The organism is Actinomadura macra NBRC 14102 (assembly GCF_001552215.1).
Lineage (GTDB): Bacteria > Actinomycetota > Actinomycetes > Streptosporangiales > Streptosporangiaceae > Spirillospora > Spirillospora macra.
The window spans coordinates 115,862-131,283 of record NZ_BCQT01000025.1; the positions used below are offsets into that span (position 1 = coordinate 115,862).

Consider the following 15,422-nt stretch of genomic DNA (forward strand, 5'->3'; position numbering starts at 1 on the left):
CCCACACCCCCATCACGAAGATCCAAGTTCCCGGTCGATGAGCTCGAACATCTCGTCGTCGGAGGCGGCGTCGAGGGCCGCTCCGTCGACGGCGGCGGCCCCGTCCTCGCCGTTCAGCCTCCACAGCAGGGCCTCCAGCCGCTTGGCGAGCCGGACGCGGGTCTCGCCGTCCGGGCCGAACCGGGCGATCACCGTCTCGAGCCGCTCCACCTCATCGAGGACGGGCGCGGAGGGGTCCTGCTCGCCGGGCGCGAGGTGCTCGCGCAGATGACCGGCGATGGCCGTCGGGGACGGGTGCCGGAACACCAGCGCGGCGGGGAGCCGCAGCCCGGTCGCCGCCGCCAGCCGGTTGCGCAGTTCCACGCCGGTGAGTGAGTCGAAGCCGAGGTCCTTGAACGGGGTGTCGGCCTGGATCGCGCCGGGGTCGGCGTGGCCCAGCACAGAGGCCGCGTGGTCGCGCACCAGCCTCAGCAAGGTGTCGAGTTGGTCTTCGGGCGCCAGGCCGGACAGCCGGCCGGTCCAGTCGACGGGGCGGTGCCCGTTGGCGGCGGCGGGGCGGCCCTTCGCGCCGGCGGCGGCGAGGACGCGCAGCACGGGGGGCAGCGCCTCCGCGGGCTGGGCCGCCACGGCGGCGGCGTCGAGCTCGACCGCCACCAGATGCGGGGCGCCGTGGCCGCAGGCGGCGTCGAGCAGTTCCAGGCCCCGCCGATCGCCGAGCGGCGCGAACCCACCGCGGCTCATCCGCGCACGGTCGGTCTCGGACAGCGCCGCCGTCATCCCGCTCGTCGACTCCCAGGGTCCCCAGCCGATCGACAGGCCGGGCAGTCCGGCGGCGCGGCGGCGTGCGGCCAGCGCGTCGCAGTAGGCGTTGGCCGCGGCGTAGTTGGCCTGGCCCGGGCTGCCCAGCGTCGCCGCGGCCGAGGAGAACACGACGAACATGCCGAGACGCATCCGGGCCGTCGCGGCATGGAGGTTGGCCATCGCCGCGGCCTTGGCCGCCCAGACCCGTTCCAGTCGTTCGGGTGTCTGCGAACCGATGGTCGCGTCGTCCACGACACCGGCGGCATGGATCACGCCGGTGAGCGGATGCTCCGCGTCGATCCCCGCGATCAGGTCATTCACCGCGGCCGGGTCCGCGACGTCCACCGCGGCGAAGCAGACGCGCGCACCCAGCTTCTGCAGCCTCTCCGCCAGTTCGGCCGCGCCGGGCGCGTCGACGCCGCGGCGGCCGGCCAGCAGCAGATGCCGCACACCCCAGGCGCGCGCCAGATGCTCGGCCGCCAGGCCGCCGAGCGTCCCGGTGCCGCCGGTGATGAGGACGGTCCCGTTCGGGTCCAGTGGCGCGGGCACGTCCAGGACGAGTTTGCCGGTGTGCCGCGCCTGGCTCATGTACCGGAGCGCGTCGCGCGCCCGGCCGAGGGGCCACGTCCGGACGGGTGGCGGCCGCAGCACGCCCGCCGCGAACAGCTCCCCCAGCACACCCAGCATCTCCCCGATGCGCTCGGGCCCGGCATCGGCGATCAGGTCGAACACCTGGTACTCCACGCCCGGGTGCGCGGCGGCGACCTCCGCGGGATCGTGAATGTCGGTCTTGCCCATCTCCAGGAACCGCCCGCCGGCGCCGAGGAGGCGGAGGGAGGCGTCGGTGAAGGGGCCGGCGAGCGCGTTGAGGACGACGTCCACGCCACTGCCGCCGGTGGCGGAGCGGATCACGTCCTCGAAGTCCAGATCACGGGAGGACGCGCGATGGCCGGCGTCAACACCCATCTCCTCCAGCACCGCATGCTTGGCGGGGCTGGCCGTGGCGAACACCTCCGCTCCCACGTGCCGGGCGATCTGCACCGCCGCCATTCCCACGCCACCGGTGCCCGCGTGGACCAGCACCGACTCCCCGGCCCGCAGCCCGGCAAGGTCCACCAGCCCGTACCAGGCGGTCAGGAACGCCACCGGCACCGCCGCCGCCTCCCGGAACCCCCATCCGTCGGGGATCACGGCGACCATGCGGGCGTCGGCCGCCGCCGTGGCGCCGAACGCACCGGGGAACAGGCCCATCACCCGGTCGCCGACTGACAGCCCATCGACCTGCGGGCCCACCTCGACGACGACGCCGGCGCCCTCGCCGCCGAGTCCACCCGGAGCGGACACCATGCCGAGGGCGACCAGCACGTCGCGGAAGTTGATCCCGGCGGCACGCACCTCGACGCGGACCTGCCCGGGGTTCAGCGGCTCCAGCGCCTCGGGGAACGACTCCACCGCGACGCCCTCCAGCGTCCCCGCGCCGCCGGCCACCAGCCGCCATCCCCGCTCCCCCGCGGGGCCCACCAACTCGGCGGCGGGGCCCGCCGGCACCAGGCGGGGCACGAGCAGTCGATCCTCGCGCACGGCGGCCTGCGGCTCGTCGAGCCGCCGCGCCCGCCACACGGCGGCGGCCACGTCGGACCCGCCGTCGGCGTCGACGAGCACGAACCTGCCGGGGTGCTCCGACTGGACGCTGCGGACCAGGCCCCACACCGCCGCCGCGTTCTCGTCCGTCCCGCCGGCCACCGCGCCCCTGGTGACGATCGCCAGGACGGCGTCGGATGTTCGTGGCTCGTCCAGCCAGGCGCGTACGAGCCCCAGTGCCTCGTCCACGGCCGCGACATCGGCGAGGACGGCCGGTGGCGTAGGTGTCTCAGAAGCCATCGCCGACATCAAGGCCGCAAGGTCGGGGTACGGCTCGGAACCGAGTCTCACCCAGTCGGCGGTCTGGGGCTCCTCGGCGGCGGCCGCGTCGGCGCTCATCCTCCAGTCGAGGGAGTAGAGGCCCCGCGCTCCGTGGCCGGCGGCGGAACGCAGTTCTCCGCCGCTCGCCGCGCGCATCCCGACCTGCTCCACGGTGAGCACCGGGGCACCGGCCGTGTCGGCGACGTACAGGCGCAGGCTCTGCTCGTCCTCCGAGGAAGTGGCCGTCAGCCGGACCCGCACCGTACGGGCGCCACCCGCCCACAGCGAGACCCCGCTCCAGACGAACGGCAACCATGTCCGCCCGTCGGACTCCCCCGCCAGCAGCGCGGGGTGCATGGTCGCGTCCAACAGCGCCGGATGGATACCGAACCCGTCCTGGTCGCCCACGGTCTCGGGCAGCTCCACCTCGGCGAGAAGGTCCGCGCCGAGCCGCCATGCCGCGCGGAGCCCACGGAAGGAGGGACCGTACTCGTAGCCGCCCTCCGCCGCCCGCTCGTAGAAGCCGTCCAGATCCAGGGGCTCGGCTCCGGCGGGCGGCCACGGGCCTGCCAGAGTGTCCACCGGACCTGCCGGCTCGGCCTGGGGTGGGAGGAGTACGCCCTCCGCATGGCAGACCCACCCGTCCGAGACTTCGTCATCGGGACGGGAGTACACCTGGACGTCGCGACGCCCGTCCTCTGCCGCGGCACCCGCGACCACCTGGATCCGCAGGCCGCCCGCGCTGGGCAGCACCAGTGGACTCTGAAGGGCCAGTTCCTCCACTCCAGCGGCCCCGGCATCATCCGCGACCGCCAGTGCCCATCCCAGCAGCGCCGTCCCGGGCGCGAGGACGGTCCCTTGGACCCGATGGTCTGGTAGCCAGCCACCGTCGGCCACCGACAGCCGGCCGGTCAGCACATGAACGTCGCCATTGGCCAGTTCCATGGACGTCAGCCCGGCGCCCTTGGCGACCTGCCTGGAGGTGAGCCAGTAGCGTTCCCGTTGGAAGGGGTAGGTGGGCAGGTCGATCGTGCGGGGGCGTGGACGGTCGGGGAACCAGCTGGAGAAATCGACATCAACACCGTGGGTGTGCAGGGTGCCCAACGCCTCACCCAACGCGCGGGCATCAGGCTGGTCGGGATGCAAAACAGCCACGGCCGGGACCTGCCGCTCGTCCAGAATCTGCTGAACAGCAGTCGCCAACACCGGACCAGGACCCAACTCCACAAAAACCCCGGCCCGCTCAACCAGATGGGCAATCGCCGGCACGAACCGCACCGGCTCACGCACCTGCCGCACCCAATACTCCGCAGACGCGATCCCCTCACCAGCCGGCTCCCCCGTCAACGTACTCACCAACGACACCACCGGCGGATGAAAGTCCAACCCCCCGATCGCCGCAGCAAAGTCGGCCAGCATCGGCTCCATCAACCCCGAATGGAACGCATGACTGACCGACAACCGCTTGGTCTTACGCCCACGCCCCGCCCAAACTTGCCCCACCTGCACAACCAAAGCCTCCGGCCCCGACACCACCGTCCCACCCGGGGAATTCAAAGCCGCGACATCAACCCCCACAGGCAACCCACCCACCAACTCCTGCGGCTCAGCCTCAATCGCCACCATCGCCCCACCAGCAGGCAACCCACCCATCAACCGAGCACGCGCACCCACCAACCGACACCCATCCACCAAACCCACAACCCCCGCCACACACGCCGCCGCCACCTCACCAACCGAATGACCCACCACCACATCCGGACGCACACCCATCGATTCCAGCAACCGCGCCAACGACACCTGAACCGCAAACAAACCCATCTGAGCAAACGTCGTATGCCCCAACACCTCACCCGGACCAGAAAACACCACCTCCCTCAGAGCAGGATCCAACAGCCCACACACCTCATCAAAAACACGCGCAAACACCGGAAACCGCTCATACAACCCCGCACCCATCCCCACCCACTGACCACCCTGACCACTGAACAACCACACAACCTCCCCCCGCACCCCCACCGACCCCACCGACCCCACCGACCCCACAGCCCCGACCCCGGCCTCCAAACCCGCCAAAAGCTCCTCACCCGACTCACCGATCCCCACCGCCCGCCACTCAAACAACGACCGCGACGACACCAACGACCACCCCACCTCCACCGGATCAGCCACCACACCACCCAACCCCGCCACCAACTCACCCAACGCACCCACACTCCGCGCCGACACCACCCACGGCACAACACCGCCGGGGCTCTCCCCCGGCCCGCCGTCCTTCTCGTCTTCGGGTGCCTGCTCAAGGATGAGATGCGCATTCGTCCCCGACGCACCGAACGAGGACACTCCAGCACGGCGAGAACGACCGACCTCCGGCCACGGCACCGACTCGGTCAGCAGCCGGACGGCACCCGCGTCCCAGTCGACGTGCGGAGTCGGCTCATCAATGTGCAGCGACGCCGGCAACACCCCATGCCGCATCGCCATCACCATCTTGATCACACCCGCCACACCAGCAGCGGCCTGCGCATGACCGATATTCGACTTCACCGACCCCAACCACAACGGCCGATCCCCCACACGCCCCTGCCCATACGTCGCCAACAACGCCCCCGCCTCAATCGGATCACCCAACCTCGTCCCCGTCCCATGCGCCTCCACCACGTCAACATCGGACGCGGACAAACCCGCACCAGCCAACGCCTGACCAATCACCCGCTGCTGCGACGGGCCATTCGGCGCCGTCAAACCATTGGACGCGCCGTCCTGATTCACCGCCGAACCCCGAACAACCGCCAACACCCGACGCCCATGACGCCGCGCATCCGACAACCGCTCCAACACCAGCAGGCCGACGCCCTCGCCCCACCCGGTGCCATCGGCCGACGCCGCGAACGACTTACAGCGTCCGTCCGGGGCGAGGCCCTGCTGACGGGAGAAGCCGGTGAACAGGCCCGGGGTCGCCATCACCGTGACTCCGCCGGCGAGAGCGAGATCGCACTCGCCCTGACGCAGCGCCTGCGACGCCAGATGCATCGCCACCAACGACGACGAACACGCCGTGTCCACCGTCACCGCCGGCCCCTCAAGACCAAGGGTGTAGGCGACGCGGCCGGGGACGACGCTGCCCGCGCCGGGCATGACGTACCCCTCCATTCGCGCGTCTTCCTCGGCGGCGCCCGTGGCGTAGTCGTGGTACATGACCCCCGTGTAGACCCCGGTGCGTGTTCCCTTGAGCGAGAGCGGGTCGATGCCCGTGCGCTCCAGCACTTCCCATGCGGTCTCCAGCACCAGCCGCTGCTGGGGGTCGGCGGCCAGGGCCTCGCGTGGACTCACTCCAAAGAAGGCGGAATCGAACTGGTCCGCGTCGTAGAGGAATCCGCCCGCGCGGGTGTTGCTGGTTCCCGGACGGTCCCGGTCGGGGTGGAACAGAGTCTCCAGATCCCAGCCACGGTCGGACGGGAAGTCCCCGACCGCGTCCCTGCCAGAAGCCACCAGTTCCCAGAGGTCCTCTGGGCTGCGCACCCCGCCCGGGTAGCGGCACGCCATGCCGACGATCGCCACCGGCTCGTCCGACGGGGCGGCCATGGCAGAGCCGGTGTCCACCGCCACGCTCTCCCCGGTCAGCCGGGCGGACACGAATTCCGCGAGCGCCCGCGGGGTCGGATAGTCGAACACCAGTGTCGTCGGAAGCCGCAGGCCCGTCGCCGACGCCAGCCGGTTCCGCACCTCGACGGCCGTCAGGGAGTCGACGCCGAGGTCCTTGAAGTTCGCGTCCATGCCGACGTCGTCCGGCGACCGGAATCCCAGCACGACCGCGACGCGTTCCCGCACGATCTCGGACACGAGCGCGGAGCGCGCGGCCACGTCAAGGCCGGCCAGCCGGGCGGCCAGCGCCGTCGCGTCCCCGTCGGATGCGGCGCGGCGGCGCGCGCGCCCGTGCAGTCCCCGCAGGATCGGCGGGACGTCCGGGCCGGACGGTCCGCCGGTGTCGAGGTCGGCGGCCACCACGCACGGGGCACCGAGCCGCCACGCCGCGTCGAGCAGGGACAGTCCCCGTTCGGCCGACAGCGGGCGCATGCCCCGCAGTCTTGCTAGGTCGGAGCCGGACACGTGGCCGGTCATGGCGCTGGCGTCGGCCCACAGCCCCCAGGCCACCGACGTCCCGGGGAGCCCGAGACCGCGCCGGTGGGCCACGAGCGCGTCGCAGAACGCGTTGGCGGCGGCGTAGCCGGCCTGTCCGGCATTGCCGACCACCCCGGCGGCCGAGGAGAACACCAGGAAGAACTTCAGCGGCAGGTCGCGGGTCAGGACGTGCAGGTTCCACGCGCCGCCGGCCTTCGGCGCCCAGACGTTCGCCAGCCGTTCCGCTGTCTGGGAGGTGACCACCGCATCGTCGATCACTCCCCCCGCGTGCACGACGCCCGCCAAGGGACGATCCGCAGGGATCCGCGCCAACGTTTCGGCCAGCGCCACCGCGTCGGTGACGTCGACCGCGGCGACGTCGACGTGGGCGCCGAGTTCCGCCAGCCGTCCGCCCAGGCCGGCGGCCTCCGGAGCGCGCTCGCCCTGACGGGACAGCAGCAGGAGGCGCCGGGCCCCGTACACCCGGACCAGATGCTCGGCCACGAGGCCGCCGAGCATCCCGGTGCCTCCGACGACGGCGACGGTGTCGGTCTCGTCCAACGGCGCCGGTGTGCCGTCCTCGACGGGATTGGCCTGCTCTGCGTTGTCCCGCACCGTGTTGTCCGACACCGTGTTGTCCGGCACCGCGTCGGAGGCGCGGGCCAGCCGGGGGACGAGGGTCCGCCCCCCGCGCACCGCCACCTGGGTCTCGTCGGCGGCGATCGCGGCCCGTGCGGCCTCCGCGGCGTCGCCGTCGGACGCTCCGGCGTCGACGTCGACCAGGACGAACCTGCCGGGATGCTCGGACTGGGCGCTGCGGACCAGGCCGCCCACCGCCGCCCCGGCCGTCCCGCCCCTGGTGATGACGGCGAGCCGCGAGTCGGCGAGGCGCGTGTCCGCCAGGAAGCCCTGCACGAGTTCCAGAGCCCGTTCCGTGGCGGCGAGCGCGTCGTCGGCCTCGTCGGTGTCGGCTGCCCGGACGGGTTCGGCGAGGACGATCGCGGGGGGCGGGACGTCGGCCGGCAGCGCGTCCAGACCGTCCGGTCCGAGGGTCGTCCAGTCGCCCGTGTCGAGACCCGGCCGCGGTGGCGGGAGGGGTGCCCAGTCCAGGGTGAACAGCCCGCTCGCGGCTCGGGCTGCGGGGGTCGCGAGCCGCGCGGCGTCGGCCGGGCGCATCCGCAGCGCGTCCACGCCGAGGACGGGCGCGCCGGTCGGGTCGGCGACCAGGATCCGCAGTCCGCCGTCGTCCCGGGTCAGGCGAACGCGGACGGTGGTGGCTCCCGTCGCGTGGAGCGTCACGCCGCTCCACGCGAACGGCAGCCATACCTGGTCGCCGTCGAGATCACCGTCGAGGAGCACGGGGTGGAGCGCCGCGTCGAGGAGCACCGGGTGGATGCCGTATCCGTCGTGCTCACCCGCGGCTTTCGGCAGTTCCACCTCGGCGAACAGCTCCGCGCCGTGCCGCCATGCCGCGCGCAGCCCCTGGAACGCCGGGCCGTAGGCGTAGCCCGCCGCCGTCGCCCGTGCGTAGAAGTCCTCGACGTCCACCGGTTCGGCGCCGGGTGGCGGCCATTGGCCGTTCAGGTCGTCGTCCCGGCCCGCCTGCTCGGGGCCGAGGGTGCCGGAGGCATGGCACACCCATGTGCGCACGGACTCCTCGTCGGGCCGCGAGTAGATCTGCACCTCGCGCCGCCCGTGCTCGTCGGCCGCGCCGACCACGACCTGGACGCGCACCGCCCCGTTCTCCGGCAGGACCAGCGGCGCTCGGAGCGCCAGTTCCTCCAGCCCGGCGCATCCGGCGCCGTCCGCCGCGCGTAGAGCCCACTCCACCAGGACGGCACCGGCGACCAGGGGCGTACCGGCGACCGTGTGGTCGCCGAGCCAGGAACCGGACGGGCCGGGAAGGCGGCCGGTGAGCAGGTAGCCGTCGCCGTCCGCGACCTCCAGCGCGGCGCCCAGCAGCGGGTGCCCCGCCGGGCTCAGCCCCAGGCCGGCGACGTCTCCGGCGCCCGGCCCGCCGGACAGCCAGTAGCGTTCCCGCTGGAAGGGATAGGTGGGCAGGTCGAGCGGGCGCGGTGCCGGGTCTGCCATGAACCAGGTGGACCAGTCCACCTCGGCGCCTGCCACGAACGCCTCCCCGAGGGAGCGCGCGAGCCGCGCGAGGTCGCCTTGGTCGCGGCGCAGCGTCGGTAGTACGGCCGCGGCCGACCCGGCCTCGTGCACGCATTCCTGGACGCCGAGGGTGAGGACAGGATGCGGGCTGGCCTCGATGAACAGCCGGTAACCGTCGTCCAGCAGAGCACGGACGGCGGCGGCGAACCGGACGGGCCGCCGCAGGTTGGTCACCCAGTAGTCCCCGTCCAGCGTCGCGGTGTCGACGCGGGTGCCGGTGAGGGAGGAGTAGAACGCGATCTCGGCGGAGGCGGCCTCGACCCCGGCGGCTCCTCCGAGACCGGCGGTGAGCTCGTCGGCGATCTCGTCGATCTGCGGGCCGTGCGAGGCGTAGTCCACGTCGATCGTGCGGGCGCGGACCCCCTGGTCCACGGCGGCGGCGAGCACGGCGGCGACCCGGTCGGGCGGACCGGAGACGACGGTGGAGGACGGTCCGTTGACCGCGGCGACCACGACGCCGTCCGCGCCGCCGCCGAGCCGGGAGATCACTTCGGCCGTGTCCTGCTCGCCCAGCGCGAGGGACGCCATGGCGCCGCCGCCGGAGAGGCTGCGCAGCGCCAGGGCGCGTACCGCCACGATCCGGGCACCGTCCGCGAGGGACAGCGCCCCGGCGACACAGGCGGCGGCGATCTCGCCCTGGCTGTGGCCGACGACCGCGGCGGGCCGCACGCCGTGGGCGTCCCACATCGCCGCCAGCGATACCATCATCGCCCACAGCACCGGCTGCACGACGTCGACGCGGGCCAGGTCGCTGCCGTCGCCGCGCAGCACCGAGGTCAGCGACCAGTCCACATACGGTTCGAGCGCTGCCTCGCACTCGGCGATGCGCGCCGTGAAAGCCGGGGACGTCTCCAGCAGTTCGGCGCCCATCCCGGCCCATTGCGAGCCCTGTCCCGGGAACACCAGGACCGGGCCCGGGCCCGTACCGAGGGCCTCCCCCGCCACCACGTCCGGATGCACCGCGCCCTCGGCGACCGCGTCGAGACCGGCGAGGAGCCCGTCACGGTCCTGGCCGAAGACCACCGCCCGGTGTTCGAAGGCGGACCGGGTGGTGGCCAGGGCGCGTCCCACGGCCGCGGGCGAGTCCTCCTCGGCGGCGAAGGCACCCAGCAGGCGGGCCTGCTCCCGCAGAGCCGCCGGGTTCCGCGCCGACACCACCCACGGGACGGGGGAACCGTCGGGCACCCGGTCCGGCACGGCCTCCTCCGGCTGGTCCGGTCGCTCCGGAGCCTCCTCCAGGATCAGGTGCGCGTTCGTTCCGGAGATGCCGAACGAGGACACCCCGGCCCGGCGGGGCCGGCCGGTGCGCGGCCAGTCCGCGATCTGCTCGGGCAGCCGGACGGCGTCGGACGACCAGTCCACGTGAGGGGTGAGGTCGTCGAGGTGCAGCGTCGCCGGGAACCGCCCGTGCCGCATGGCCATGATCGCCTTGATGACCCCGGCGACGCCTGCCGCGCCCTGGGTGTGGCCGATGTTCGACTTGACCGATCCCAGCAGCAGCGGCCGGTCCGCCGGCCGGTTTCGCCCATAGGTCGCCAGCAGCGCCCCGGCCTCGATGGGGTCGCCCAGCGTGGTCCCGGTGCCGTGGGCCTCGACCGCGTCCACACCCGAGGCCGACAGGCGCGCGTTGGCCAGCGCTTGCCGGATCACTCGCTCCTGCGACGGCCCGTTCGGCGCCGTCATCCCGTTGCTCGCCCCGTCCTGATTGATCGCCGAACCGCGGATGACGCCGAGGACGCGATGGCCCAGCCGTTGGGCGTCCGAGAGGCGCTCCAGCAGGATCAGGCCGGCGCCCTCGCCCCAGCTGGTGCCGTCGGCGGCGGCGGCGAACGGCTTGCACCGGCCGTCGCGGGCCAGCCCGCGCTGGCGCGAGAACGCCGTGAACGCCTCAGGCGTGACCATGACGGTGACGCCGCCGGCCAGTGCGAGGGTGCAGTCGCCCTCCCGCAACGCCTGGCACGCCAGGTGCATCGCCACAAGTGAGGACGAGCAGGCCGTCTCCACCGTCACCGCCGGGCCCTCCAGGCCGAGCGTGTAGGCCACCCGGCCGGACAGGACGCTGGGGGCGTTCCCCGCGTACCCGTCCGTCGCCCGGCCGGACGGGTCGCTGTGCGTCGAGCTGCCGGTGGTGGCCGTGCCGATGTACACCCCGGTGGGGGTGCCGCGCAGGGTGGCGGGGACGATCCCGGCACGTTCGAGGAGCTCCCACGACACTTCGAGGAGCATCCGCTGCTGGGGGTTGGACGCCAGCGCCTCGCGGGGGCTGATCCCGAAGAACGCCGCGTCGAACCGGTCCGCCTCGTACACGAACCCGCCCTCACGGACGTAGCTGGTGCCCGGGTGGTCGGGGTCGGGGTGGTAGAGCCGCTCCAGTTCCCAGCCGCGGTTGGACGGGAAGTCGCCGATGGCGTCCCGCCCCGAGGCGACCAGGTCCCACAGCTCCTCCGGGGAGCCGGCCCCGCCCGGGAGTCGGCAGGCCATCCCCACCACGGCCACGGGTTCGGCCTGCTGCTCCTCCAGCTCGCGCAGCCGCCGCCGGGTGTCGTGCAAGTCGGACGCGACCCGCTTCAGGTAGTCGACCAGCTTCTCTTCGCTCGCCATCGTCGTCATCCATCCTTCGGAATACGAGCCGCACCCGGTTCGGTCATGACATTCCAAGCTCGTTGTCGATGAAGTCGAGGACCTGGTCGGCGGTGGCCACGTCCAGGCGCTCGGCGGCGCCGGTGCCATTCGCGCCGTTTGCCGGTTGGGACGCCGCCCGCCATCGGGTCAGCAACTCCTCCAACCGCGCCGTGACCACGCCGCGGTCCAGGGCGTCGGGCGCGAGCCCGTCGAGGGTGCCTTCGAGCCTGGCGACCTCGTCCAGGACGGGATCCAGGAGGTCGGCGTCGGCATCCGCCTCCTCGTCGGGCACCAGCCGGGTCAGCAGGTGAGCGGCCAGGGCGGTGGCGTCCGGGAAGTCGAAGACCAGCGCCGCGGGCAGCCGGAGCCCCGTGGCCGCCGACAGCCGGTTGCGCAGCTCGACGGCGATGAGGGAGTCGAACCCAAGATCCTTGAACGTGACGTCCGGCCGGATCGAACCGGCGTCGGCGTGACCGAGCGCGGTGGCCGCCTCGGTGCGGACGAGCGCGAGCAGGATCCGGTGCCGCTCGGCCTTCGGCGCCCCCGCGAGCCGCTCGGCGACGCCGCCGTCCGGTGCCGCCGCGGACGCCGCCGGCCGCCGGCGTCCGCCCGGGGTCGCCGCGAGGCCGCGCAGGATCGGCGGTAGCGCGTGCGCGGGCAGGCCGCCGGGCGGGCCGTCACCGAGGTCGATCGCCACGAGGTGCGGGTCGCCGTGGCGGGCCGCGGCGTCCAGGAGGGCGAGCGCCCGCTCACTGCTCATCGCGCGCATCCCGAGGCGGTTCATGCGGGCGAGGTCGGCGTCGGCCAGGTGCTCGGTCATGCCGCTGACGGGCGCCCACGAGCCCCAGCCGATCGACAGGCCGGGCAGCCCGTCGGCGCGGCGCCGGGCCGCGAGCGCGTCGCAGTAGGCGTTGGCCGCGGCGTAGTTGCCCTGCCCCGGGCTGCCGATCGTCGCCGCCGCCGACGAGAACACGGCGAACATTCCCAGCCGCCGATGCGCGGTGGCGGCGTGCAGGGTCGCCGCGGCGGTGGCCTTGGCGCCCCACACCGCGCCCAGGCGGTCCGGGGTGAGGGACGTCACGACGCCGTCGTCGACCACGCCGGCGGCATGGACGACGCCGGTCAGCGGGTGCGCCGGATCGATGCCGTCGACCACCGCGTGCAACGCGGCCGGGTCGGCGGCGTCGGCCGTGGCGATCGTGACCCGTGCGCCGAGCCCGCCCAGCCGCTCCACCAGTCCGGCGGCGCCCGGCGCGTCGGCTCCCCGGCGGCTGACGAGGACCAGGTGCTCGACGTCCCAGGCGCGCACCAGATGCTCGGCGACCAGGCCGCCGAGCGTCCCGGTGCCGCCGGTGATGAGGACGGTCCCGTTCGGGTCCAGTGGCGCGGGCACGTCCAGGACGAGTTTGCCGGTGTGCCGGGCCTGGCTCAGATGCCGGAACGCGTCCCGCGCCTTCTCCAGCGGCCACGCTTCCAGGGGCAGGCCGCGCAGCTCCCCGGCGGTGAGCAGTTCGGTCACCGTGCCGAGCATCTCCCCGATCCGGTCGGGCCCGGCATCGGCGATCAGGTCGAACACCTGGTACTCCACGCCCGGGTGCGCGGCGGCGACCTCGTCGGATTCGCGGATGTCGGTCTTGCCCATTTCGATGAACCGCCCGCCGGCGCCGAGGAGGCGGAGGGAGGCGTCGGTGAAGGGGCCGGCGAGCGCGTTGAGGACGACGTCCACGCCCCTGCCGCCGGTGGCGGAGCGGATCACGTCCTCGAAGTCCAGATCACGGGAGGACGCGCGATGGCCGGCGTCAACACCCATCTCCTCCAGCACCGCATGCTTGGCGGGGCTGGCCGTGGCGAACACCTCCGCTCCCACGTGCCGGGCGATCTGCACCGCCGCCATTCCCACGCCACCGGTGCCCGCGTGGACCAGCACCGACTCCCCGGCCCGCAGCCCGGCAAGGTCCACCAGCCCGTACCAGGCGGTCAGGAACGCGACGGGTGTCGCGGCGGCTTGGCGGAAACCCCATCCCTCGGGGATCCGCGTCACCATGCGGGCGTCCGCTATCGCCGTGTTGCCGAACGCACCGGCGAACAGGCCCATCACAGGGTCGCCCACCTTGAGGTTCGCGACCTCCGGACCCGTCTCGACCACGATCCCCGCGCCCTCGCCGCCGATGCCGCCCGGGGAGGGCACCATGCCGAGGGCGACCAGCACGTCGCGGAAGTTGATCCCGGCGGCACGTACCTCAAGGCGCACCTGTCCGGGCCGCAATGGTTCGAGCGCTTCGGGGACCGCTGCGGCCGTCACGCTCTCCAACGTCGCCGCGCCACCCGGGAACAGCCGCCAGGCAGGCTCCCGGACGGGGAGGACCAACCGGGGCGAGGCCGTCGCGCGGACCAGGCGAGGTACGCGAACCTGCCCCGCCCGGAGCGTTATCTGCGATTCGTCGGCCTCCACGGCCTGCCGAACCGCATCCGCAAGGACAGCGGCGGAGTCCACATCGGAGTCCACGTCGAGGAGAAGGAATCGACCGGGGTGCTCCAGTTGCGCGCTGCGCAGCAGCCCCCAGACACCGGCCGCCGAAGCGTCCACCCGGTGATCCTCGGTGTCGACCGCGTCCTTGGTGACCAGTACCAGCCGCGCGTCGGCGAATCGCGGCTCGGCCAGCCAGGCCTGCACCAGCTCCAGAGCGCGCCCGGTCGCGGTCTGCGGGTCCCCCGCGTCGGTCGTCACCGTCGCCAGCACCGTCGAGGGCACCGGCTCCGCCGCCGCCAGACGTTCCAGGCCGGCGTGTTCATCTTCGAGGGCCGCCCACTCAGCCGGGGCCGGTGACCGCCCTTCGGCCGCCGGCGCGGGGAGCGGGCTCCACTCCAGGGTCAGCAGCCCGCGCGGCCCACGCCCGCCGATGTCGTGGAGTTGCCGCGCGTCCACCTCACGGAGGTGCAACGACTCGACGCTCAGCACCGGCGAGCCCGCCGGATCCGCCACCAGCACTCTGAGCCCATCATCGAGCCGCTCTCCCAGCCGAGACGCCCGGACACGGACCGTCCGCGCCCCGACCGCGTGAAGTGCCACCCCGTTCCAGGCGAACGGCAGCCATGCCCGTCCGGCAGACTCGCCTTCGAGCATCGCTGTGTGCAGCGCGGCGTCCAGCAGGGCCGGGTGGATACCGAACCCGTCCTGGTCTCCGGCGGCTTCGGGCAGCACGACCTCACCGAGGAGGTCATTTCCGTGCCGCCATGCCGCGCGCATCCCCTGGAAGGCGGGTCCGTAGGCGTAACCGGCCTCCGCCGCCCGCTCGTAGAACCCGCTCACGTCGATCGGCTCCGCATCGGGCGGGGGCCACTGGCCCGCAAGCGATCCGGCGGCGGCGATGGTCTGGCCGAAGAGCACGCCGCCGGCGTGACACGACCACTCGGGGTCCGGGTCGTGTTCGGGACGCGAGTACACGTGCACCTCGCGCCGCCCGTCCTCGGCCAGCGCGCCGACCACCACCTGTACCCGAACAGACCCGGACTCTGGAAGCAGGAGCGGAGCCTGGAGGACCAGGTCCTCGACACCGCCGCACCCGGCCTCGTCGGCTGCCCGCAACACCCATTCAAGGATCGCCGTGCCCGGCAGGAGCACGGCGCCCGCCACGACGTGTTCGGCCGTCCAGCCTCCGTCGGCCGCCGAGAGCCGGCCGGTGAGGAGGTAAGCACCCCCCTCCGCGAGTTCCACCGAGGCGCCGAGCAGCGGGTGCTCGGTCGACGTCAGCCCGAGACGGGCGGCGTCCCTGACCCCGCTCTTCCCCGAAGCAAGCCAGTGG

General features: G+C 73.3%; 2 protein-coding genes. Both read right to left on the reverse strand.

The annotated features are described in order from the left end of the window. Positions 1-12: 12 nt before the first annotated feature. Positions 13-11,607 carry a type I polyketide synthase gene (locus tag AMA02S_RS35065; RefSeq protein WP_218005229.1) on the reverse strand — a complete coding sequence of 3,865 codons (11,595 nt, stop codon included), beginning with the start codon at positions 11,605-11,607 and terminating at the stop codon, positions 13-15. A gap of 34 nt (positions 11,608-11,641) precedes the next feature. Further along, a partial coding sequence (locus AMA02S_RS35070; RefSeq protein ID WP_157431039.1) for an SDR family NAD(P)-dependent oxidoreductase occupies positions 11,642-15,422 on the reverse strand: 3,781 nt, incomplete at its 5' end.